Origin of the sequence: Micromonospora sp. C81, assembly GCF_018070425.1 — a bacterium.
Lineage (GTDB): Bacteria > Actinomycetota > Actinomycetes > Mycobacteriales > Micromonosporaceae > Micromonospora > Micromonospora zamorensis.
This window is the reverse complement of sequence record NZ_JAGPXS010000008.1, coordinates 195290-217588: the sequence shown is the minus strand read 5'-3', so window position 1 is coordinate 217588 and position 22299 is coordinate 195290. Positions and strand designations below refer to the sequence as shown.

Below are 22299 nucleotides of genomic sequence, written 5' to 3'. Positions count from 1 at the left end.
TCCCGCCTACGGCAGGTCGGCGACCAGGTCGGCGTACTCGGGGTGCTTGTCGATGAACGCGGCCATGAACGGGCACTGCGGCACCACGGTGCCACCCCGGGCGCGGACCTCGTCCAGGGTGCCCCGGATCAACGCGCCACCCACGCCCTTGCCCTGGAAGCCCCGGTCCACCTCGGTGTGGGTGAAGACCAGGACCTCCCCGCGCATCAGGTACGCGGTGAAGCCGGCCAGCGCGTCGTCGACCAGGATCTCGAAGCGGTGCTTCGCCGGGTTGTCCTCGACCAGGGTGCTCATCCGGCCATTCTCCCCGTGCTGCCGGTCAGCGCGTCGAGTTCGCCGAGCAACCGGTCCACCTCGTCGGCCGTGTTGTAGTGGTAGATGCTGGCCCGCACCGCGCCGCCGCTGTCCCGCAGACCCATCATCTGGAAGTACTCGTAGGCGTAGTAGTCGCCGACCGACAGGCAGAACCCGGCGGCGCCCAACGCCTCCTGGGTGGCCGCCGGCGACATCCCGGCGACCCGGAACGACACCGTCGGGCAGCGACGGGCCGGCGAGCCGTACACGGTGACCGCCGGCCGCTCGGCCAACCCGGCGAGCAACTGGTCCAGCAGCGCCTCCTCGTGCGCCTGGGCGGCGGCCAGACCGGCCCGCAGCCGCGCCCGCCGGTCCCCGACCGCGTCCGGGTCCAGCCCGGCCAGGTGATCGACCGCCGCGGTCACCCCAGCCAGCAGCGGGAAACTCGGCGTGCCGTACTCGAACCGGTCCGGCACCGCGTCGGAGGACGGCACCAGCTTCGCCGGGTGAAGCGCCGCCCAGCGGGCCGGGTCGGCCACCATCGCCGCCAGGTGCGGCCCGGACCACTTGTACGCGCTGGTCACCAGCACGTCGGCGCCGAGTGAGCTCAGGTCGGTCGGCCCGTGCGGAACGGAGTGCACCCCGTCGACGTGTACGAGCGCGCCGACGGCGTGCGCGATCTTGGCGATCGCCGGCACGTCCGGCATGGTGCCGATGGCGTTGCTGCCGGCGGTCACCGCGACCAGCCGGGTCCGCTCGCCGACCAGGTCGGCGTACTGGGCGGCGGGCAGTTCGCCGGTGTGCCGGTCGACCTCCGCCCAGCGCACCGTCGCACCGGCCGCCTCGGCGGCCTGCACCCACGGCCGGATGTTGGCGTCGTGGTCGAGCCGGGACACCACCACCTCGTCACCCGGGCGCCAGGCCGCGCCGAGCGTGCGGGCCAGGGTGTACGTCAGCGCGGTGGCACTCGGGCCGAGCACCACCCCGGCCGGGTCGGCGCCGAGCAGGTCGGCCACCGCCGAGCGGGTCTCGGCCACCAGCTCCAACGACCGGCGGCCCGGTACGTTGGCGGCGCTGCGGTTGCCGACCGCCGCGCGCATGGCGTCGGCGACCGCTTCGATCACACCGGCGGCGGTCTGGGTGCCCCCGGCCCCGTCGAAGTGGACGAAGCCCTCGGTCAGGGCGGGGTACGCGGCCCGGGTGCGGGCGATGTCGAACGGCATGTCCCGGACCCTAGCCGGTGCTCCCGCGACCCCGTCCGGCCACCGGGTGATCACCAATCGACTGTGACATCGCGGGCGTCTCGTACTCTTGGCGAGGTGACGAACCGACCCGCCACCATGCCCATGCCCACCGTCCGCCGCGCCGCCGGTCTGTTCGCCGGTCTGGCGCTCGGCATCGCCGTGCTCGCCGGCTGCAGCTCCCAGGGCGCCTCCACAGACTGTTCGGTGGACGCCTGCACCGTCACCTTCGATCGGGGTGTCGACGCGAGGACCACCATCCTGGGCGTCGAGGCCAAGCTGGTCGGCGCCGAGGGTGACCAGGTGACCGTCGAGGTCGCCGGCGAACAGCTCACCCTCACCACCGGCCAGCAGGCCGCCGAGGCCGGGGGTTTCGGGGTGACCCTGGACAGCGTGACCGACCAACAGGTCAAGATTCGCGTAGCGCGTAACCCGGGCAGCTGACCTGGGCGGGCGGCGGTGGCCGACGTTTGAGAATCTTCGCAATCGGAGATTGTGACGCCATGTCACTTACCCGTAGCGCCGAAGCCACCGCCTCCCGTACGGCGGACAGCCGGTGGCTGGAACTCCTCGCCCGGGCCGGCTTCATCGGCTACGGCATCGTCCACCTCCTCTTCGCCTGGCTGGCATTGCAGATCGCCTTCGACAAGTCGTCCGACGACGGCGACCAGTCCGGCGCGCTGCGTACCCTCTCCGCACAGCCCCTCGGTAAGTTCCTGGTCATCGCCGTCGCGGTCGGCCTGCTCGCGATGGCGATCTGGCAGGCGCTGGAGGCGGCGGTCGGGCACCGCGCCGAGCGCGGCAAGGAGCGGGTCACCGAACGGCTCGCCTCGGCCGGCCGGACCATCGTCTACCTCTACTTCGCCTGGACCGCGTTCAAGGTCTTCAAGGACGCCGGGTCGAACAGCGCCGACCAGCAGGAGGCGCTGACCGGCAAGCTGATGACCTCCACCGGCGGCCGCTGGCTCGTCGGCCTCGCCGGGCTGGTGCTCGCCGCGATCGGTGTCGGCCTGGTCATCTACGGCGCCCTCAAGAAGTTCGAGAAGCACCTGAAGACCGGTGAGATGAGCCCGAAGACCCGCCAACTGGCCCGCCGGCTCGGCATGGCCGGATACGTGGCCAAGGGCGTCGCGTACGGCATCGCCGGTCTGCTGGTCATCGTCGCGGCCGTGAACTACGACCCGGAGAAGGCCCGTGGTCTGGACGCCGCGCTGCACACCCTGCGCGAGCAGTCGTACGGCACCTTCCTGCTGACCCTGGTCGCCCTGGGCATCGCCGCCTTCGGCGTCTACTGCTTCCTCCAGTCCCGGTACCGCAAGGTCTGAGCTGGTCGATACCACGGTCGTCGGGCACTCTTGGGCTTTTGCCCGGAGTGCCCGACGCCTGGTCGAAGGGGAGCACCGAAGCCTTGCAGAACTATGTCGAAACGGCCGTCGCCGCGCTCGTCGCGGCGGCGGTCGCCCTGTTCCTGGTCGAGGTCGTCCACCGGCTGACCCGGCGGTTCGGCCGTCGCTCGCTGTTGATGACCGAGCTGACCGACCACGCGCACCGCCCGTTCCAGATCGCCGGGACGGTCCTCGCCGTGCAGTTCGCCGTCCGTTTCAGCACCGGGTACGCGGTCGGCGAGAGCTGGCGCCGCCTGCTGCTGCACCTGCTCGTCCTCGCCGTCATCGCCACCGCGGCCTGGCTGGTGGCCTCGCTGCTGGTCGTCGTGGAGGACACCGCGCTGGCGCGGTTCCGGGTCGACGTGCCGGACAACCGGCACGCCCGGCGGGTCCGGACCCAGGTGGTGATGCTGCGTCGGCTGACCATCGCGGTGATCGTCATCCTGACCATCGGCGTGATGCTGATGACGTTCCCCAGCGTGCGGGGCATCGGCGCCGGTGTGCTGACCTCGGCCGGTGTGGTCGGTGTGGTTGCCGCGCTCGCCGCACAGAGCCTGCTCGGCAACGTGTTCGCCGGCCTCCAGCTCGCGTTCAGCGACGCCGTCCGGCTCGATGACGTGGTCGTCGTCGAGGGGGAGTGGGGTCGGATCGAGGAGCTGACCCTCAGTTATGTGGTCGTGCAGATCTGGGACGACCGGCGGTTGATCCTGCCCACCTCGTACTTCACCAGCAAGCCGTTCCAGAACTGGACGCGGACCGAGGCGGCGGTGCTCGGCACCGCCGAGTTCGACGTGGACTGGGCGGTGCCGGTGCAGACGATGCGCGAGGAGCTTCGCCGCATGGTCGAGGGCACCGAGCTGTGGGACGGCCGGGTCTGCGTCCTTCAGGTCACCGACGCCACCGGCGGGATGGTACGAATGCGCGCGCTGGTCAGCGCCGCCGACGCGGGCAGCCTGTGGGATCTGCGCTGCCTGGTCCGCGAGCATCTGGTGGCCTGGATCCGGGACAACCGCCCGACCGCGATGCCCCGGATGCGCACCGAGCTGGGCGACTCCAGCAGCAACCTGCCCTGGCAGTGGGTGCAGCCGAGGCGGCCGGCACGCCGCCTGTCGGAGACCGAGGCACCGGACGACGCTCGCGTCTTCGGTGGCAGCGACGACGGCGACGCCCGCAGTGAAGCCTTCGTGGGCCCCGAAGAAACCCGCCCCTGACCGGTCCGCGCCCGGCCGCCGCGTCGCGCCGCCCGAGTGCTGCCCGCAGGACCGTGGCGATCATGGACTTGCCGGGCCGGTGCGCCCGGTTTGTCCACGTCAACCTCATGATCACCGCTGCGCGACCGGGGTTGGTGGTCCGTTGCGAGAGGTTTGGTCGGGCTTGGGTGGGGGATGTGCTGCCGGACGTCTCTGGCGTGATCAGGGTGGGACGGTGCGCCGGTCCTCGGCGCGGCGTCCCGACAACGCGGACGGTGAGCTGCTCGGCGCGCTTTAGGATTGACGGGCGGCGACTCCGGGCATACAGCGCGGTGATGAGGAAAGGAGGACAGCATGGCTGACGTGGCGAACGCCCGCACATCCCAGAACGGGAGCGAGCCCTCCACCGCCGAGTTGGTGCAGCGGGCCACCGAGCAGGTCTCCCGTCTCGTACGAGACGAACTGGCGCTGGCCCGAGCGGAGTTGACCGAGAAGGGCAAGCACGCGGGCATTGGCATCGGGCTCTTCGGCGGCGGCGGCGCACTGGCGTTCTACGGCCTGGGCGCGTTGGTCGTCACGGCGATCCTGCTGCTCGACCTGGTGTTGCCCGCATGGGCCGCCGCGCTGATCGTGGCGGTTGCCTGTTTCCTGGTGGCCGGCATCCTTGCCCTGGTGGGCAAGAAGCAGGTCAGCCGTGCGGTCCCACCGATGCCGGAGGCGACGGTCCGCAGCCTCCGGGCCGACATGGACACCGTCACCGCCGCGGTGAAGGACAGGGGGCGGCAATGACCGGCAACGGGACCGGCGACACGGAGGCGCTCCGCGAGGAGATCCGCCGCACCCGGGTCGAGTTGGGCGAGACGATGGAGGCGCTGGCCGCCAAGGCCGACGTCAAGGCGCGCCTGAAGGTTTCCGCCGAGCAGGCGAAGGAGCGGATGCGCGAGCAGGCGGCGCAGACCGTCGCCCGGGTTCGCGGGCAGGCCGTGCGTGGTGCCGGAATGGCCCGCGCACAGGCCTACGAGAAGGGCGAGTTGGTGCGCGCACAGGCGCACGACAAGGGCGAGTTGATGCGACGCAACCCGGTGCCGTGGGCGGCGATCGCTGCCGGTGCGGTGGCCACCGTGGTGGTGCTGATGATCGTGCGGGGGAGGCGTAGGTGAGCAGAAACATCGGCAGGGTCGCATACCGGCCGGTCGGCGTGTTGTTGGGTATCGCCGCGGGCACGGTGGCCGGGGCGATCTTCCGGCAGGTCTGGAAGGTCACCGCGGGCGACGGTGAGGCACCCAACGCCATCGACGAGGATCGCGGCTGGGGCGAGATCCTGGCCGCGGCGGCGTTGCAGGGGGCCATCTTCGCGGTCGTCCGGGCCGCTGTGGACCGGGGCGGCGCGGTCGGCGTCCGCCGGATGACCGGCAGCTGGCCGGACTGACCACACAGCGACTTCAGCCCCCTTCCCGCATCGATGGGAAGGGGGCTTTCGCATGGCTTCGGACGCCGCCCAGCGGAACTGAGGCATCCGTCAGGTCACATGTCGGAGAAATTCGTCGGAGAGGTCGTGACAGACTTTTTACCTCCGTGATTTGCTGGTCCCCGCTGTTGCGAGATGGCGTGGGTTGAGAGAAGTCTCCTTCGTGGGGCCGCCTCAGGCACCGCCGCTCGAAAACGGCCAATCGGCCGGACGGCGTGCACGGCCGCCAGTTTTTCGAGGGAGATACACATGGCTCAGGGAACCGTGAAGTGGTTCAACGCTGACAAGGGCTTCGGCTTCATCACCGTCGATGGTGGGGGTGCTGACGTGTTCGTCCACTTCTCGGCCATCCAGACCAGCGGCTACCGCTCGCTGGAGGAGAACCAGCGGGTGGAGTTCGAGATCGCTCAGGGTCAGAAGGGCCCGCAGGCTGAGCAGGTCCGTCCCATCTGAGTGAGATGGCCGGCCCCCGCCGGTCAGTGGGACGGTCCGGCACAGGGCCGTTGAAAAGCCCCGCATCCTTCCAGGGATGCGGGGCTTTTCCGTGCCAGGCCACCAGGGCCAGTTGGTCAGCGTCGGCGGCGCGAGCGCAGGCCGAGCCAGAGCACCACCAGCCCGACCAGTGCCACGATCGGGCCGATCACCGCCCAGATCTTCTGGTCGGTCATCACGCTGCCGCTGACATAGCCGAGGCCCTGCACCGTCCACACGGCACCGATCACGACGGCCAGCAGGCCGAGGGTGAGCGAAAGCCAGCCCCTCATCGCGTCCCCTCTCCGACACCCGAGGCGGCGCGTCGCCCTCCAGCATGGTCGGCCGGGTGGCGCGACGCGAGCACCCCGGGCGTGCGGGTCACCACCGGTCGTGCACCTGCGGGCGGATCAGCTCGTCGTAGGTCTCGCGTACGGCTGCCAGTTGGTCGTCGCTCAGCGACGACAGGTCCGCCGCAGCGGCGTTGCGCCGGGCCTGGTCAGCGTCGCGGGCACCGGGGATGACCACGGTGACGCCCGCCTGGTCGAGCACCCAGCGCAACGCGAACTGCGCCATCGTGCGATCCGCGTCGACCAGCGGCGCCAGCCGGCGTACGGCGGCGAGGCCCTGCGCGAAGTCGACGCCGGAGAACGTCTCGCCGACGTCGAAGGCCGCGCCGGTGCGGTTGAAGTTGCGGTGGTCGTCGGCGGCGAACTCGGTGTTCTCGTCGTACCGGCCGGAGAGCAGGCCGCTGGCCAGTGGCACCCGGGCGATGATGCCCACGCCGGCCGCCGCGGCTGCCGGCAGGACACGCTCCAGCGGCTTGTGGCGGACCGCGTTGAGGATGATCTGGACGCTCGCCACGCCCGGCCGGGCGATCGCGGTGAGGGCCTGGTCGCAGGTCTCGACGCTGACCCCGTACCCGGCGATGGCCTTCTCGGCGACGAGGGTGTCGAGGCCGTCGAAGACCTCGTCTGAGGAGAACACGGCGGTGGGCGGGCAGTGCAGCTGGACGAGGTCCAGCGTGTCCATGCCCAGGTTGGCTCGGGAGCGGTCGGTCCACTGCCGGAAGTTGGCCAGGGTGTACGCCTCCGGCCGCTGCTCGACGCGGCGGCCCATCTTGGTGGCGACGGTGAGCCCGGCGTCGGGTCGGGAGCGCAGGAAGCGGCCGATCAGCTGCTCGCTGCGACCGTCGCCGTACACGTCGGCGGTGTCGAGGAAGGTGACTCCGGAGTCCACGGCGGCGGCGAGCACCGCCATCGCGTCGCCCTCGCTGACGGTGCCCCAGTCGGCGCCGAGCTGCCAGGCGCCCAGGCCGACCGCGCCGACGGTCCGGCCGAGCCGGTTGAAGCTGCGCTGTTCCATGCCCCGAGCCTAGTGATCGGGTTGCCGGCCTGCCACGCGAGCCGTATCTTGAAACAAGACGGACGTACGGTTTGGGAGGCTGCGATGTGGGACCCGACCACCTACCTGCGCTTCGGCGACGAGCGGTCCCGGCCGTTCCACGACCTCGTCGCGCGGATCCCCGCCGAGCGGCCCCGGGCCGTGGTCGACCTCGGCTGCGGCCCTGGCCAGCTCACCGCCACCCTCGCCCAGCGCTGGCCGACCAGCCGGGTGCTCGGCCTGGACTCCTCACCCGAGATGATCGACAGGGCCGCCGCCCTCGGCACTCCCGTCGACTTCGCGGTCGCCGACCTGCGCGACTGGCATCCGACCGGCGACGAGGACGTGGTGGTCAGCAACGCCGCGCTCCAGTGGGTGCCGGGTCACCAGGAGCTGCTGCGCCGCTGGGCCGGCGAGCTGCCCGCCGGGGCGTGGCTGGCCATGCAGGTCCCCGGCAACTTCACCGCCCCGTCGCACCGCGCCCTGCGCGAGGTCGCCGACCAGCCGGCCTGGCGGGCCGAGATCGCCCCGCTACTGCGCGCGGACCCAGTCGACGACCCCGCCGACTATGCGGCGCTGCTGACCGCCGCCGGCTGCGCCGTGGACGCCTGGGAGACTACCTACGTGCACCTGCTGCCGGCTCGGCCCGCCGCCGAGCACCCGGTGCTGACCTGGATGGAAGGCACCGCGCTGCGCCCGGTCCGGGCCGCGCTGGACGCCGCCGGCTGGTCGGCCTTCCGGGCCGAGCTGGGGGTACGACTCACCGCGGCGTACCCGGTGCGGCAGGGTCAGGTGTACTTCCCGTTCCGCCGCGTCTTCGTCGTCGCCCGCACCGGCGACCATGCCCAGGAGAACCTGTGACCGACCTGCCCACCTTCATCGCCGGCCTGCCCAAGGTGGAGCTGCACGTGCACCACGTCGGCTCCGCCTCGCCCCGGATCGTCGCCGAGCTGGCAGCCCGCCATGAGGGACGCACCCCCGTGCCGGCCGACCCGGAGGCGCTCGCCACCTACTTCGAGTTCCGTGACTTCGCGCACTTCATCGAGGTCTACCTGAGCGTGGTGGACCTCATCCGCGACCCGGAGGACGTCTGGATCCTCACCCACGAGGTGGCCCGGGAGCTGGCACGCCAACAGGTCCGGTACGCGGAGCTGACCATCACCCCGTACTCGCACGTGAGCCGGGGCATCCCCGCGCCGGCGTTCTGCGAGGCGATCGAGGACGCCCGCCGGCGTGCCCTGGCCGACTTCGGCCTCGAACTGCGCTGGTGCTTCGACATCCCCGGCGAGGCGGGTCTGCCCTCCGCCGAGGAGACGCTGCGCATCGCCCTGGAGGAACGCCCGGACGGGCTGGTCAGTTTCGGTCTGGGTGGCCCGGAGATCGGCGTGCCCCGACCGCAGTTCCGGCCCTACTTCGACCAGGCCCGCGCGGCCGGTCTGCGCTCGGTGCCGCACGCCGGGGAGACCACCGGGCCGCAGACGATCTGGGACGCGCTGAACGAGCTGGGCGCCGAGCGCATCGGGCACGGCATCTCCGCCGCACAGGACCCGGAGCTGCTCACACACCTGGCCGAGCGGCAGATCGGGATGGAGATCTGCCCGACGTCCAACGTACGGACCCGGGCGGTGGCCAGCCTCGACGAGCACCCGCTGCCCCAGTTGGTCGAGGCCGGGCTGCTGGTCACCATCAACTCCGACGACCCGCCGATGTTCGGCACGACCCTCAACGACGAGTACGCGGTGGCGGCCCGTCTGCTCGGGGCCGGTCGCGAGGGTCTGGCCGGGCTGGCCCGCAACGCGGTGACCGCGTCCTTCCTCGACCCCGCCGGCAAGCAGCGGATCAGCGCCGAGATCGACGCGTACCTCGCCACCGCCGGCTGAGCTGGGCGGCCGGAGCGCGGCTGAGCCGCTGGGCCGTTCGGGGGAGCGGGGCGCGCGGCGGGAGCGTGGGTGTGGGGGGACCTGAGACTCCCGCCGCGCGCGCGGCTTCACCGGCCGGGGGTGCGTGGTGCGCTCGACCGGTGAAACTGGTGGGTTCGTGCACTGATCCTGTCAGCCCGAAGCCGGTCACACGCGATCGTTAACCGCGATCTAAGGAAGACTTGCGCCGGCCCACAACCGGGGCCGTTGCGGTCACTCGTCGGTGGGTCGCTGGCGGGGCCAGCGACGTCCGCTGGACTTCGTGTCCCGGGCGTCGCGGGCCATCCGGCCGACCAGACCGAAGCGGCTCACCTGCCGGGGCGTCGCCTCCGGGTCGGCGAGCAGCATCACCACGCTGGCCCCGCCCAGCCGGGCGCGGTCGATGCTCACCGACCCGTTGGCCTGCAACGCCACCCGCTTGGCGATGTCCAGCCCCAGCCCGGTCGAACCCTGGTCACTGGTGCCCCGGCGCAGCGCCCGGTCCGGGTTGGTGATGCCGGGACCGGCGTCGTCGATCCGGATCGCCACGTAACCGTCCCGTCGGGACACGGCCACCTCGAACGCGGTGCCCTGCGGCGTGTAACGGAAGACGTTGCCGATGACCGCGTCCAGCGCTGCGGCCAGCTCGGCCCGCGGCACCGGCGCCGGGATGCGCAACTGCGCGCCGTTCACCCGGTGCGGCCGGTTCTGGTCGCCGGCCAGGGCCGCCCAGAACACCATCCGGTCCCGGACCACCTCGCTGACGTCGCACATCGCCGGACCGGCCTCGTGCGCCACCGACTTGCGGGTCGTCTTGATCAGCACGTCGATCTCACCCTCCAGGGTGACGATCGCCTGCCGGATCCGCCGGATGCCCCGGAGCCGGTCCAGCTCCGCCGGGCTGAACGAACCCACGCTGGTGTCGTCGGACTCCAACGCCTCCGCGTCCAACCGCAGCACCGTCAACGGGGTACGCAGACGGTGCGACAGGTCGGCCACCAGCTCCCGCTCATCGGTGCGGGCCGCGTCGAGCCGGTCCGCCATCCGGTTGAAGGCGTACCCGGCCTCGGCCAGCTCGCGGGGACCGGTCGGCTCCACCCGTACGCCCAGGTCGCCGTCGCCGATGGACAGTGCGGCCTTCACCAGACCTCGGGTCGAGTCCACCGCGCGGGCGGCGACCCGGTCGACAACCAGCACCGCCGCGCCGGCCATCGCCGCGCCGACCGCGAACAGCAGCAACCAGGTGCCGCCGGCACCCTCACCCAGCGTCGAATCCGGGAGGAACACCTCGACCACGGCCGTCCGGTCACCGAGGACCACCGGGTCGAGCCGGACCACACCGCCGTCGACGTCCACGACCAGCGACCGCCGGTCGGCACGGGCCCGGTCCAGGTCACTGCCACTGGCCCGGCCCGCGGACTCGTCCAGACCCAACCCGTGCACCACCGGCCGGGTCTGGGCACCCTCGGCGCTGGCCACCACGGCACGCTCGACGACCGTCGGGTCGGTGCTGACCGCCAGCGCGCCGGTCACCAGCGCGCTGCGCCGGGCGGCGTCGGCGATCGCCTCGTCCCGGCTCTGCTCACGCAGGCTGAGGCCGAGGGGGATCAGGAACGCGAGCGCGACGAGACTGCACATGCCGGCCGTGAGCAGGGCCAGCGCCGTCCTCAGTCCGGTGCCACCAGCCGGAACCCGACCCCCCGCACGGTGCGCAGGTAACGCGGCTTCGCCGCGGACTCGCCCATCTTTCTGCGGAGCCAGTACAGGTGAACGTCGATGGTCTGATCCTCGCCGACCGATGGCTGCCGCCATACCTCCTCCAAGAGTTCCCGGCGGGACACTACCCGCCCAGGTCGCGCGGCGAGATACGCCAGCAGGTCAAATTCCTTGCGGGTCAGCGCCAGTGGCTCCCCGTCGAGCTGGGCACTGCGTTCGCCCACGTCCACCTTGAGCCCGCCGACGCTGTGCACAGCGGGTTGCACCGTCCGGCTGGCCCGCCCGGCCCGGCGCAGCACTGTGGTGATCCGCGCGTCCAGGTGCGCCCCGGTGAACGGCTTGACCATGTAGTCGTCCGCGCCAGCACGCAGCAGCTTGACCACCGACTGCTCGTCGTCGCGGGCGGTGGCGATGATGATCGGGACGTCGGTGATGCCGCGCAGCATCCGCAGCGCGTCCGAGCCGTCCAGGTCCGGCAGACCCAGGTCGAGCACCACCAGGTCGGGCGTCTCCGCGGCGACCCGGCGCAGCGCGTCCAACGCCGTACCCACGGCGTGCACGGCATGCCCCCGGTCGGTGAGGGACCGCAGCATCGCACCGCGTACGACGTGATCGTCTTCGACCAGGAGCACGGAGGCCACGACAAGACCGTACTGGGCCTGGCAAGTTGATCGCGTTGCGACGTGCCTGGCGAGGGGGCAAGCTGGTACGACGATGTCGTTCACCCTGTTCGCCGATGCCCGCCTGGCGCTCGCCCGGGACAGTCTCGCCGGTCTCTCCACCGGCGACGCGCTCGGCGCCCAGTATTTCCTGCCGGGGTCGGCACCTGCGGATCTCACCCCGCAGGCGTTGCCGCCATCGCCCTGGGAGTGGACCGACGACACCGAGATGGCCTGCTCGGTCCTCGCCGAGCTCGCCGACTCCGGCAGCATCGACCGGGACCGGCTGGCCCTGGCCTTCGCCGAGCGCTGCGAGCCGCGCCGGGGCTACGGCGCCGGCGCGACGCTGATCCTCCGGCTGATCCGCACCGGCACCCCGTGGCCGCTGGCCGCCGCCTCCGCGTTCGACGGTCAGGGCTCCTGCGGCAACGGCGCGGCCATGCGGGTCGGCCCTCTGGGCGCGTACTTCGCCGACTCGACCGCGCGTGCCGCAGCCCAGGCCCGCTCCTCGGCCGAGGTGACGCACGCGCACCCCGAGGGCATCGCCGGCGCCGTCGCGGTCGCTGTCGCCGCCTCGTTGGCCGCCCGAGCCCGCCTCGACGGGCACCGGCCAGCCCCGGAGCGGCTGCTCGCCGGGATCGCCGCCGCGCTCGATCCGGGCACCGAGGTGCACCGGAGCGTGAACCGGGCAGCCGGGCTGCTCGGCCGGCCACTGCCCCAGGTGGTGGCGGCGCTCGGCAACGGCTCCCGGGTGACCGCGCAGGACACCGTCGGGTTCACCCTCTGGGTGGCCGCCACCCACCTCGACGACTATCCGACGGCGATCCGGACATGCGTGCGGGCGGGTGGGGACGTGGACACCACGTCCGCCATCGCCGGGGCGGTGGTGGCGGCGTACACCGGTGTCGGCACCCCCGGGGGCGTGCCCGAGCCGTGGCTGGCCGCCCGCGAGCCGCTACCCACCTGGCTGCCCTGACCCGGCCTGCCGGCCCGGCTGGCCTGGACCGCCGCCCGGGTCATGATCGACTCGGGTTTCTGCAGATCGGGGTGTCCGTGCCGCGTTGATGCCGCGGTTTCCGGGAACCCGAGTGGATCACCCAGATGACGCGGAAACGGCGGGCGTCGGGGTCTGGTCCTTGTCCGTGCGGCCGGTGACCTCGGCGAGCGTCGGGGGCTGATCCTCGTCCGCTCCGCCGGTCACCTCGGCCAGCGCGGTGGCCTCGCCCGGGTCGCGTCGGCGCCACCGGCTGACCAGCCAACCGATCGCCGCGCCGCCGCCCAGGCCGGCCAGCAGGCCGGCGGCCAACATCCCGTCGGCGCCGCCGGACTCCTCGCCTGCGTCAGCGGCCGGGGCGTCGACACCGCTGTCCGCAGCGGCTGGCGCACCGGCCGCCGGACCGCCGTGCCCGCCGTGTGCGGCCTGGCCCGCCGCGCCGGGCGCCGCCGGCAGCAGGGTGAGCGCCGGGGCCCGGTGCGGGCCGGCGGCGTCCGCCCACCGGACCACCGTGCCATCGGCGTACGTCTGGACCACCTCGAAGGTGAGCCGCTCCGCCTGCGGCATCGGCCCCATGGACAGCGCCAGCCGGGCCGGGCCGGGATCGCTCTCGCCCACCCGGACCCAGGTCACCGCGGTGGTCACCGTGCTCACGCCGGACGAGTGGATACCGGCCACCGGCTTGTCCAGGGTGCGGGAGCTGATCCGGGGCGCCCAGCCGTTCACCGACATCGGGTAGACCTCGGCGATCGGCGCGTCGGCCGGTAACCGGACCTCGATCTGGTTGGTCTTCGTACCGGCCCGCTCCTCCGGCACGCTGAACTCCAGGCGTACGGCGTCGCCCTGCCGGGCCTCCGTGGGGGTGGTCGTCACGTCCACCGCGTGCGCCGTGCCGGGCCAGAGCAGCAGCCCGGCGGCGGTCAGCGCGGTCACCGCCGTGATCCGCCGTCGGCGCTCGCCGCCGTACGTGCTCGCCATCTCGTGCCCCCATCTGTGTCCGCGCGACCGGCACCGGTTCCGGCCACACTCTGTAGTTCGGCTGGGAGGCGCGAAAGGTTCAACGCGGACGTGAGGAAGGTGCCCTTCCCGGTCGAGGGTGGGGCGACCGATAGCATCGGCAGGAGCCGAGGATCGGCACCGTTTCGTACCACTTGGAGGAGTCACCGTGTCCGCACCCCGTACCCCCGCCGTGGCCGACCCTGTCGTCGTCGCCGCCGGGACGACGGCGGCCGACGCGGTGGCCGCGGCCGGACTGCCCGCGAACGGCCCCAAGGCGATCGTCGTGGTCCGAGACCCGCAGGGCCAGCTGCGCGACCTGGACTGGTCGCCGGCCGAGGAGACCGTCGTCGAGCCGGTCAGTCTGGACTCGCCCGACGGGCTGAACGTGCTGCGCCACTCCACCGCGCACGTGCTCGCCCAGGCAGTGCAGGACATCTTCCCCGAGGCCAAGCTGGGCATCGGCCCGCCCATCGAGAACGGCTTCTACTACGACTTCGACGTCGACAAGCCGTTCCAGCCCGATGACCTCAGCAAGCTCGAGAAGCGCATGCAGGAGATCATCAAGTCCGGGCAGCGGTTCCGTCGCCGCCGCTTCGACAGCCTGGACGAGGCGCGCTCCGAGCTGGCCGACGAGCCGTTCAAGCTGGAGTTGATCGAGGTCAAGGGCGAGGGCCTGGACACCGACGAGGTGATGGAGGTGGGCGGCGGCGAGCTGACCATCTACGACAACCTCGACGCCAAGGAGGACAAGGTCTGCTGGTCGGACCTGTGCCGGGGCCCGCACCTGCCGACCACCCGCCTGATCGGCGCGTTCAAGCTGATGCGCTCGGCCGCCGCCTACTGGCGTGGGTCGGAGAAGAACCCGCAGTTGCAGCGGGTGTACGGCACCGCGTGGCCGACCCGCGACGAGCTCAAGGCGTACCTGAAGCTGTTGGAGGAGGCCGCCCGGCGCGACCACCGCAAGCTCGGCGCGGACCTCGACCTGTTCAGCTTCCCCGACGAGATCGGCTCCGGCCTGGCGGTCTTCCATCCCAAGGGCGGCATCATCCGCCGCGAGATGGAGCACTACTCCCGCCAGCGGCACGAGCAGGCGGGGTACGAGTTCGTCAACACCCCGCACATCTCCAAGGCGCAGCTGTTCCAGACCTCCGGTCACCTGCCGTACTACGCGGACACCATGTTCCCGCCCATGCAGCTGGAGGGCGCGGACTACTACCTCAAGGCGATGAACTGCCCGATGCACAACCTGATCTTCAGGTCGCGCGGGCGGTCGTACCGGGAGCTGCCGCTGCGGATGTTCGAGTTCGGCACTGTCTACCGGTACGAGAAGTCCGGCGTCGTGCACGGCCTGACCCGGGTCCGTGGCTTGACCCAGGACGACTCGCACATCTACTGCACCCGTGAGCAGATGGCCGGTGAGCTGTCCGCGCTGCTCAGCTTCGTGCTGGACCTGCTGCGCGACTACGGCCTGGACGACTTCTACCTGGAGCTGTCGACCCGGGACGACTCGCCCAAGTTCATCGGGGCCGAGGAAGACTGGGCCGAGGCGACCGAGGCGCTGCGGACCGCCGCCGCGACCTCCGGTCTGGACCTGGTGCCCGACCCGGGCGGCGCGGCGTTCTACGGGCCGAAGATCTCCGTGCAGGCGCGGGACGCGATCGGCCGGACGTGGCAGATGTCCACCATCCAGGTCGACTTCAACCAGCCGGAGCGGTTCGGGTTGGAATACCAGGCCGCCGACGGCACCCGCCAACGGCCCGTCATGATCCACCGGGCGTTGTTCGGGTCGATCGAGCGGTTCTTCGGGGTGCTCACCGAGCACTACGCGGGCGCGTTCCCGGCCTGGCTGGCGCCGGTGCAGGTGGTGGGCATCCCGATCCGGGAGGACCACACCGACTACCTGCACGGTTTCGTCGCGGCGCTGCGCGCCGAGGGGATCCGGGCCCAGGTGGACGCGGGTGACGACCGGATGCAGAAGAAGATCCGTACGGCGCAGCAGCAGAAGATCCCGTTCATGGTGATCGCCGGTGACGACGACGTGGCCGCGGGCACGGTCTCCTTCCGTTACCGCGACGGCTCGCAGCGCAACGGGGTGCCGGTCGCCGAGGCGGTGACCCACGTGCTGGACGTGGTCAGCTCGCGTACCAACATCGGCCCCTCGGCCGCCGCGGAGTAGCGCCGCCCGCGCGGTCGCGCGCCCGCCGCAAGATCGCGCTCGATCCAGGAAGTAGTGGCCTCCCCGGCGTGGGGAGGCCACTACTTCCATTTTTGGGCGCGATCATCGCCCGGAGGCCGACGCCAGGAGTCGGCGCCTGCCGTCAGATGCCGCAGTTCGGTGCTGACCAGCCGCCGACCGCCGCCACGTGGGTGTGGTCGTTGTGGTCCGGGTAGCCGGGGCCGAGGATCTGCCCGAAGCCGTGGTAGCGGGCCTGCTGGGCCAGCCGGCAGAAGGACGGGGACCCGACCAGGTCGACCCCGTCACCGTAGAGGTGTCGACTGTTCGACGCCCCGCCGACCGCGCTGTTGCAGGTGTAGCTGCGGAAGCTGCTGCTGATCGCGATGTTCACGTCCCCGAGGGCGTGCCGCATGGCCTGGAGCTTCCACATCGACACGAGCGCGTTGAACCGCGCGGTGCTCGCCGAGACCGCGCCGCCGGCCCAGGTGCTGTTGCAGTTGTTCAGCTCGGCGTAGCTGAAGTTGACCGGTGTGCAGTCGTCGTCCTGGAGGGCGTAGAGCCGGTTGAACGTCTGCGCGCCGGCGACGCCGTCCGCCGACATCCCGTACGCCTGCTGGAAGCGGATGACCGCGGACCGGGTGGCCGGGCCGAACGCGCCATCGATGGTGAGCACGGCGCCATAGGCGGGGTAGCCGGCGACCCGGATCTGGAGTTGCCGGACGTCTTCGCCGGACATCCCCTGGGACAGGGCGCGACCCCAGGTGTAGCAGCCGTCCGCCTGTGCGGCGCCGGCAGTGAGGGTGACGCCGGCCACTGTGGTGGCGGCAGTCAGGGCGAGTGCCGCGAGGAGCCGGCCGAGCCGTCGGATCATGGAGCCCTCCATCAATGCATGGAAGTTCTTGGATGCAGAAAGTTTCAGGTTTAGGCATTGATCCGTCAAGAACTTGCAGCAAAGAGTTTTCCCGACAGCGGGTGTCGCGGCCCGCCTGGGTGGCTCCGTAGGATCGGCTCGTGACAGGGGCGGAACGGCACACGGACATCGACGGCATGGCGGACGGTCTGGAGCGGCTCTGGACGCCGCACCGGATGACCTACATCTCCGGCGAGGACCGCCCGGCCGAGGGCTACGAGAAGCCGACCGGCTGCCCGTTCTGCCGGGCCCCCAAGCTGCCGCCGGAGGAGAGCCTGGTGGTGGCCCGTGGCGAGCACGTCTTCGTGGTGCTCAACCTCTACCCGTACAACCCAGGCCACCTGCTCGTCTGCCCCTACCGGCACGTCGCCGACTACACCGACCTGGACGTGCCGGAGACCACCGAGCTGGCGTCGTACACCCAGACCGCGATGCGGGTGATCCGCAAGGTGAGCAACGCGCACGGCTTCAACCTGGGCATGAACCAGGGCGGGGTGGCCGGCGCCGGCATCGCCGCGCACCTGCACCAGCACGTGGTGCCGCGCTGGGGCGGTGACGCGAACTTCATGCCGGTGATCGGCCGCACCAAGGTCCTGCCGCAACTGCTCGGTGACACCCGCGACCTGCTGGCCCGCGCCTGGCCGTCCTGACCGCCGCCGGAGGGCGAGGGCCGCGCCGGTCCGGCTAGCCGGCGCGCAGCAGCGCGGCGTACGGCTCGATGATCACACCGCCGATGTCCACACCCAGCCGTCGCATGGCGTCGATCATCCCGCACCCCACCGGTGGGTGCGCATCCTCAATTCCGCCTCGGGATCTGCTACGCCCCGACCCGGCGAAGGTGGCACGATCGGCCGATGGCAGTCACGACACGGACGTTGGGACGCAGCGGCATCGAGGTCAGCGCCCTCGGCATGGGGTGCTGGGCGATCGGCGGCCCCTGGGCGGAGGGCGCCCAACCGCTGGGCTGGGGCGCGGTCGACGACGACGAGTCCGTGCGGGCGGTACGCCGGGCGCTCGACGAGGGCATCACCCTCTTCGACACCGCCGACACGTACGGAGCCGGGCACAGCGAGCGGGTGCTCGGCCGCGCGCTCGCCGGCCGCCGGGACGAGGCCGTGATCGCCACCAAGTGGGGTTACACCTTCGACGAGGCGAGCCGACAGGCCACCGGGGAGGACGCGTCGCCCGCGTACCTGCGCCGGGCCGTCACGGACTCGCTGCGCCGGTTGGGCACTGACCGGATCGACCTCTACCAGCTGCACCTGGCCGACCTGCCGGTGCCGCGGGCGCAGGCGCTCATTGGCACCTGCGAGGACCTGGTCACCGAGGGCCTGATCCGGGCGTACGGGTGGAGCACCGACCGTCCCGACCGGGCCACCGCGTTCGGGCAGGCCGCCGCCGGTGCCACCGCCGTGCAGCACACCCTGTCGGTGCTGCGGGACGCTCCCGAACTGCTCGCCGTCTGCGACAAGTACGACCTGGCCAGCGTCAACCGGGGCCCGCTGGGGATGGGTCTACTCACCGGCAAGTACTCGTCCGGGTCGACCCTGCCCCGCGACGACGTACGCGGGTTGGCCCCCGGCTGGTTGGAGTGGTTCCGCGGTGGTCGGCCCGCACCCGAGTGGCTGCGCCGGGTCGGCGCGGTCCGTGCGGCGCTCACCGCGGACGGGCGCACCCTCGCCCAAGGCGCGCTTGGCTGGATCTGGGCCCGCAGCGGTCGCACCATCCCGATCCCCGGCTGCCGTACGGTCGCCCAGGTCGAGGAGAACGCCGCTGCCCTGCACCGGGGCCCGTTGCCGGCGGATCAGTTCGTCGAGGTGGAGCGCCAGTTGGCCGCTCTGCGGACCGCAGCCCTCCGCGACGCCGACCGCCCCCACTGGCCCCCTCCCACGCACCCCACCATCCACCCCTGAGCGGGGCATCCGTACCCGTTCGGCGCATCCGTCCGGCGTACCCGTCCGGATACCTGTCCGGTCCGTGCCGCCGTTCCGTCCTGAACTCGGGTGCCGACCCCACCTGTGAGTGCGGCCCCCTGTAGAGCTGCCCCGTATCTGGGGCGGTGGCCTGGTCGAGTGGCGCTGGCCTGTTGGTGGCGGTGGCCTGGTTGGGTGGCGCTGGCCTGTTGGTGGCGGTGGCCTGGTTGGGTGGCGCTGGCCTGTTGGTGGCGGTGGCCAGGTTGGGTGGTGCTGGCCTGTTGGGTGGCGGTGGGCTGTTGGGTGGCGGTGGGCTGTTGGTGGCGGTGGCCTGGTTCGGCGGTGGTGGCCTGTGAAGCTGCGGTGTGCCTGGGGCGGCGGCTCGGTCAGGTCCCGGCGCGCGGGTAGAGCTGCCCCGTATCTGGGGCAGCTCTACAGGGCGCGCGACATGCCATGCCAACCCGCCGAACCGCCGCTGTCGAGCACGAGTTGCGGTTCGCGGTTCGCGGGCTCGGTGGGGCGATGGTCAGGGGGTGTGTTCCTTGCGGATCTGATCGGCCAGGTGCGCGGGCATGGGGTCGTGCCGGACGAAGTGACGGCGGAAGGTGCCGGTGCCAGCCGTCATCGAGCGCAGCTCGACGGCGTAGCGCAGCAACTCGGTGGCCGGCACCTCGGCGCGGACGAGGGTGCGGCCCTCGGTGTCCGGGTCCGGTTCGGTGCCGAGTACCCGGCCACGCCGGCTGGACAGGTCGCCCATCACGGGGCCCACCGAGCCGTCGGGCACCCGGATGGTGACCTCGTCGATCGGCTCCAGCAACGCCGGCTGGCCACGGTCGGCGGCGTCGCGCAACGCCAGCGCACCGGCGGTCTGGAAGGCCGCGTCGGAGGAGTCGACGCTGTGCGCCTTGCCGTCCACCAGGGTCACCCGCAGGTCCACCACCGGGTGACCGGCGACCAGGCCACGTTCGAGCTGGGCGCGGACACCCTTCTCGACCGAGGGGATGTAGTTGTGCGGCACCGCGCCGCCGACGACCCGGTCGACGAACTCGAAGCCGCTGCCCGGGGGCAGGGGCTCGACCTCGATGTCGCAGACCGCGTACTGACCGTGGCCACCGGACTGCTTGACGTGCCGGCCATGCCCCCTCGCGGGCGCGGTCAGCGTCTCGCGCAGTGACACCTTGACCGGCTCGGTGTCCAGTTCGACGCCGCCGGCGCGCAGCCGGTCGAGCACCACGTCAGCGTGTGCCTCACCCATGCACCAGAGCACCAACTGGTGGGTCTCCGGGTTGCGCTCCAGTCGCAGCGTGGGATCGCCGGCGACCAGGCGGGCGAGGTTGCGGGCCAGGGCGTCCTCGTCGGCGCGGCTGTGGGCGACGACTGCCACCGGCAGCAGCGGTTCCGGCATCTCCCAGGGTGCGATCAGCAGCGGTTCGTCCCGGGCGGAGATGGTGTCGCCGGTCTCGGCGCTGCCCGACTTGGTGATCGCGCAGATGTCGCCGGCCACGCAGAGCGGCACCTCCCGCAGGGTGGCGCCCAGCGGGGTGAAGATGTGCCCGACCCGCTCGTCGGCGTCGTGGTCGGGGTGCCCGCGTTCGGCCATGCCGTGGCCGGAGACGTGCATGGTCTGGTCGGGGCGCAGCGTGCCGGAGAACACCCGGACCAGCGAGACCCGGCCGACGTGGCGGTCGATGGTGGTCTTGACGACCTCCGCGACGAGCGGCCCGGCCGGGTCGCAGGTCAGCGGCGGACGCGGCGAGCCGTCCACGCCGGTCACCGCCGGCAACTCGTGCTCCAGCGGCGACGGGAACGCGGCGGTCAGCACCTCCAACAGCACGTCCAGCCCGACACCGGTCGCGGCGCAGACCGGCACCACCGGGTAGAAGTGGCCCCGGGCGACGGCCTTCTCCAGGTCGTCGATGAGCACCTCGGTGCTGATCTCCTCGCCGTCGAGGTAGCGGTCCATGAGGGTCTCGTCCTCGCTCTCGGCGATGATCCCCTCGATCAGCTCGTCGCGGGACTCGTCGATGGCCCGCTGGTGCTCCGGGTCGGGATCGCGGACGTCGGCGGGAAGCCCGGCGGAGTAGTCGAAGACCCGGCGGGTGATCAGGCCGAGCAGACCCTCGGTGGACACGCCGTCGTCGCCGAGCATCGGCAGGTAGAGCGGCATCACGTTGTCGCCGAAGAGACGCTGGCAGAGCGCCACCGTCTCGTCGACGTCGGCGCGGGGCTGGTCCAGTCGGGCCACCGCGACCGCGCGGGGCATGTCGACGGCCGCGCACTCCTCCCACAGCGCGACGGTGGCCGCGTCCATGCCGCCGGCCGCCGAGACGACGAAGAGCGCGGCGTCGGCGGCCCGCAGCCCGGCGCGCAGCTCGCCGACGAAGTCCGCGTACCCGGGGGTGTCCAGCAGGTTGACCTTGATGCCGTTGTGCAGCAGCGGCGCGCAGGACAGGCTGACCGAGCGCTGCTGGCGGACGGCCGCGGGGTCGTGGTCGCCGACAGTGGTGCCGTCGACGACGCTGCCGGCCCGGCCGATCGTGCCGGTGGCCGCGAGCAGCGCCTCGACCAGTGTCGTCTTGCCCGCTCCGGAGTGCCCGACGAGCACCACGTTGCGGACCCGCTCGGGCTCGGTCAGCACCGGCGTGCCGCCGGTCGAACCCTTCTCATGCTTTTGCGCCATGGGGCGCACCTCCCTCAGCCGGTGGTGGGTGGCGACCGCCGCGCGAGGTGGAAGCGGCCCGGGGCGAGAGCGCGGCGATATCCTCCGGTGGTCTGCTGCACAGCGGGAACGGGACGGGTGGACGGGTGAGCTGGCTCACCTCCCGGCTCGATCTCACACCCCTCGTCGGGTAGGCACAAGCCTCTCGCAGGCGCGTCGGCGGGACCGGCCGTATCGGCGGAGCTGGGGCGACCGTTATCGTGGGGACCGCCATGGCGAAGATCTTCCAAGTGTCGGCCCGCGCGGGGATGACCCGCGTCGTCGAGCCGATTGCCCGCGCCCTTCTGCGCGCCGGCGTCACCCCCAATGCCGTCACCGTCGCGGGCACCGTTGGTGTGCTCGTCGGCGCGCTCGGCTTCGGTGCCCGCGGCCATCTGGTCGCGGGCGCGTTGATCGTCACCCTGTTCGCGCTCACCGACCTGCTCGACGGGACGATGGCCCGGATGAGCGGCGGCTCCACCAGGTTCGGCGCGTTCCTCGACTCAAGCATGGACCGGGTCGCCGACAGCGCCGTCTTCGGTGCCGTCGCGTACTGGCTGGCCACGCAGGGCAACTACTCCGGGGTGGCCGCCGCGTTGGTCTGTCTGGCCGCAGGCAGCCTGGTCTCCTACGTGAAGGCTCGCGCCGAGGGGCTCGGCATGACCTGCAACGTGGGCATCGCCGAGCGCACCGAGCGGCTGCTGATCGTCGGGGTCGGTGGAATCCTCACCGGCCTGAACGTGAAGCCGGCGCTGGAGATCGCGCTCTGGCTGCTCGCCGCGGTGTCGATCTTCACGGTGGGGCAGCGGATGGCGCACGTCTACCGCCAGGCCCAGCAGCTCCAGCCGGACGGTCAGGCGTGAGCGGCGCGGCGGGGACCCGGCGCCGGACGACCGGCGGCCGG

General features: G+C 71.9%; 24 protein-coding genes. 15 read left to right on the top strand and 9 right to left on the bottom strand.

Going from position 1 to position 22299, the window contains the following annotated elements; genetic code table 11:
- Positions 1-6: 6 nt before the first annotated feature.
- A complete protein-coding gene (locus KBX46_RS16135) occupies positions 7-294 on the bottom strand; it encodes a GNAT family N-acetyltransferase (RefSeq protein WP_088947340.1) in 288 nt (95 codons plus the stop codon).
- A complete protein-coding gene (locus tag KBX46_RS16130; RefSeq protein ID WP_210793096.1) occupies positions 291-1517 on the bottom strand; it encodes a cysteine desulfurase-like protein in 1227 nt (408 codons plus the stop codon). The genes KBX46_RS16135 and KBX46_RS16130 overlap by 4 nt, the downstream gene beginning before the upstream one ends.
- A 96-nt stretch (positions 1518-1613) precedes the next feature.
- On the opposite strand from KBX46_RS16130, the gene KBX46_RS16125 reads away from it, so the two are divergent.
- The 7 genes from KBX46_RS16125 to KBX46_RS16095 all read left to right on the top strand — a co-directional run bounded on the left by KBX46_RS16125 (position 1614) and on the right by KBX46_RS16095 (position 6031).
- Positions 1614-1979, top strand: a complete 366-nt coding sequence (locus KBX46_RS16125) for a hypothetical protein (protein WP_141908766.1) — start codon at positions 1614-1616, stop codon at positions 1977-1979.
- Between the two features lie 59 nt (positions 1980-2038).
- The gene (locus KBX46_RS16120) at positions 2039-2860 is read left to right on the top strand and encodes a DUF1206 domain-containing protein (RefSeq protein ID WP_210793095.1); all 822 of its coding nucleotides are present in this window, start codon (positions 2039-2041) and stop codon (positions 2858-2860) included.
- Positions 2861-2943: 83 nt separating this feature from the next.
- Entirely contained in the window at positions 2944-4131 is a 1188-nt protein-coding gene (locus tag KBX46_RS16115) for a mechanosensitive ion channel family protein (RefSeq protein WP_210793094.1), read from the top strand.
- A 333-nt stretch (positions 4132-4464) separates the two neighbouring features.
- Positions 4465-4899: a phage holin family protein gene (locus KBX46_RS16110; RefSeq protein WP_210793093.1), complete on the top strand. Its 435-nt coding sequence runs from the start codon at positions 4465-4467 to the stop codon at positions 4897-4899.
- Entirely contained in the window at positions 4896-5270 is a 375-nt protein-coding gene (locus KBX46_RS16105) for a DUF3618 domain-containing protein (protein WP_210793092.1), read from the top strand. The genes KBX46_RS16110 and KBX46_RS16105 overlap by 4 nt, the downstream gene beginning before the upstream one ends.
- A gap of 8 nt (positions 5271-5278) precedes the next feature.
- Positions 5279-5539, top strand: coding sequence for a DUF4235 domain-containing protein (locus tag KBX46_RS16100; protein ID WP_371409995.1), 261 nt, complete (start codon positions 5279-5281; stop codon positions 5537-5539).
- Positions 5540-5827: 288 nt separating this feature from the next.
- The gene (locus KBX46_RS16095) at positions 5828-6031 is read left to right on the top strand and encodes a cold-shock protein (protein WP_030338233.1); all 204 of its coding nucleotides are present in this window, start codon (positions 5828-5830) and stop codon (positions 6029-6031) included.
- A gap of 116 nt (positions 6032-6147) precedes the next feature.
- Here the strand turns inward: KBX46_RS16095 and KBX46_RS16090 are convergent, their stop codons facing one another.
- A complete protein-coding gene (locus KBX46_RS16090; RefSeq protein WP_088947347.1) occupies positions 6148-6342 on the bottom strand; it encodes a hypothetical protein in 195 nt (64 codons plus the stop codon).
- A gap of 88 nt (positions 6343-6430) precedes the next feature.
- Positions 6431-7414, bottom strand: a complete 984-nt coding sequence (locus KBX46_RS16085) for an aldo/keto reductase (RefSeq protein WP_210793091.1) — start codon at positions 7412-7414, stop codon at positions 6431-6433.
- 84 nt (positions 7415-7498) lie between these two features.
- On the opposite strand from KBX46_RS16085, the gene KBX46_RS16080 reads away from it, so the two are divergent.
- Together KBX46_RS16080 and KBX46_RS16075 are read left to right on the top strand one after the other, a co-directional pair.
- On the top strand, positions 7499-8293 hold the full coding sequence (locus tag KBX46_RS16080) for a trans-aconitate 2-methyltransferase (RefSeq protein ID WP_210793090.1): 795 nt from the start codon (positions 7499-7501) through the stop codon (positions 8291-8293).
- Positions 8290-9312, top strand: a complete 1023-nt coding sequence (locus KBX46_RS16075; RefSeq protein WP_210793089.1) for an adenosine deaminase — start codon at positions 8290-8292, stop codon at positions 9310-9312. The genes KBX46_RS16080 and KBX46_RS16075 overlap by 4 nt, the downstream gene beginning before the upstream one ends.
- A 252-nt stretch (positions 9313-9564) precedes the next feature.
- Here KBX46_RS16075 and KBX46_RS16070 read toward each other — a convergent pair whose 3' ends face one another.
- Both KBX46_RS16070 and KBX46_RS16065 read right to left on the bottom strand, forming a co-directional pair.
- A complete protein-coding gene (locus KBX46_RS16070; RefSeq protein ID WP_172861995.1) occupies positions 9565-10968 on the bottom strand; it encodes a HAMP domain-containing sensor histidine kinase in 1404 nt (467 codons plus the stop codon).
- A gap of 29 nt (positions 10969-10997) precedes the next feature.
- Positions 10998-11687 carry a response regulator transcription factor gene (locus tag KBX46_RS16065; protein ID WP_099852139.1) on the bottom strand — a complete coding sequence of 230 codons (690 nt, stop codon included), beginning with the start codon at positions 11685-11687 and terminating at the stop codon, positions 10998-11000.
- A 73-nt stretch (positions 11688-11760) separates the two neighbouring features.
- Between KBX46_RS16065 and KBX46_RS16060 the strand changes: the two genes are divergently transcribed.
- Positions 11761-12681: an ADP-ribosylglycohydrolase family protein gene (locus tag KBX46_RS16060; protein ID WP_088947352.1), complete on the top strand. Its 921-nt coding sequence runs from the start codon at positions 11761-11763 to the stop codon at positions 12679-12681.
- A 117-nt stretch (positions 12682-12798) separates the two neighbouring features.
- Here KBX46_RS16060 and KBX46_RS16055 read toward each other — a convergent pair whose 3' ends face one another.
- Positions 12799-13677 carry a DUF1775 domain-containing protein gene (locus KBX46_RS16055; RefSeq protein ID WP_210793088.1) on the bottom strand — a complete coding sequence of 293 codons (879 nt, stop codon included), beginning with the start codon at positions 13675-13677 and terminating at the stop codon, positions 12799-12801.
- Positions 13678-13864: 187 nt separating this feature from the next.
- Between KBX46_RS16055 and thrS the strand changes: the two genes are divergently transcribed.
- Entirely contained in the window at positions 13865-15874 is a 2010-nt protein-coding gene (gene thrS, locus KBX46_RS16050) for a threonine--tRNA ligase (RefSeq protein ID WP_210793087.1), read from the top strand.
- 142 nt (positions 15875-16016) lie between these two features.
- Here the strand turns inward: thrS and KBX46_RS16045 are convergent, their stop codons facing one another.
- Positions 16017-16745 carry a D-Ala-D-Ala carboxypeptidase family metallohydrolase gene (locus KBX46_RS16045; RefSeq protein WP_210793086.1) on the bottom strand — a complete coding sequence of 243 codons (729 nt, stop codon included), beginning with the start codon at positions 16743-16745 and terminating at the stop codon, positions 16017-16019.
- A gap of 176 nt (positions 16746-16921) precedes the next feature.
- Here KBX46_RS16045 and KBX46_RS16040 point away from each other — a divergent pair, with 176 nt between their 5' ends.
- The 3 genes from KBX46_RS16040 (at position 16922) to KBX46_RS16030 (ending at position 19053) form a co-directional block, all read left to right on the top strand.
- Positions 16922-17434: an HIT domain-containing protein gene (locus tag KBX46_RS16040; RefSeq protein WP_172862178.1), complete on the top strand. Its 513-nt coding sequence runs from the start codon at positions 16922-16924 to the stop codon at positions 17432-17434.
- A gap of 204 nt (positions 17435-17638) precedes the next feature.
- Complete coding sequence (locus KBX46_RS16035; RefSeq protein WP_099852145.1) at positions 17639-18697, top strand: aldo/keto reductase; 1059 nt, start codon at positions 17639-17641, stop codon at positions 18695-18697.
- Positions 18698-18843: 146 nt separating this feature from the next.
- Positions 18844-19053, top strand: a complete 210-nt coding sequence (locus KBX46_RS16030) for a hypothetical protein (RefSeq protein ID WP_210793085.1) — start codon at positions 18844-18846, stop codon at positions 19051-19053.
- Between the two features lie 170 nt (positions 19054-19223).
- On the opposite strand, the gene KBX46_RS16025 is transcribed toward KBX46_RS16030, so the two are convergent.
- Positions 19224-21377, bottom strand: coding sequence for an elongation factor G-like protein EF-G2 (locus KBX46_RS16025; RefSeq protein WP_210793084.1), 2154 nt, complete (start codon positions 21375-21377; stop codon positions 19224-19226).
- A gap of 251 nt (positions 21378-21628) precedes the next feature.
- On the opposite strand from KBX46_RS16025, the gene pgsA reads away from it, so the two are divergent.
- Positions 21629-22258, top strand: coding sequence for a phosphatidylinositol phosphate synthase (pgsA, locus tag KBX46_RS16020; RefSeq protein ID WP_141908779.1), 630 nt, complete (start codon positions 21629-21631; stop codon positions 22256-22258).
- Positions 22259-22299 lie beyond the last annotated feature (41 nt).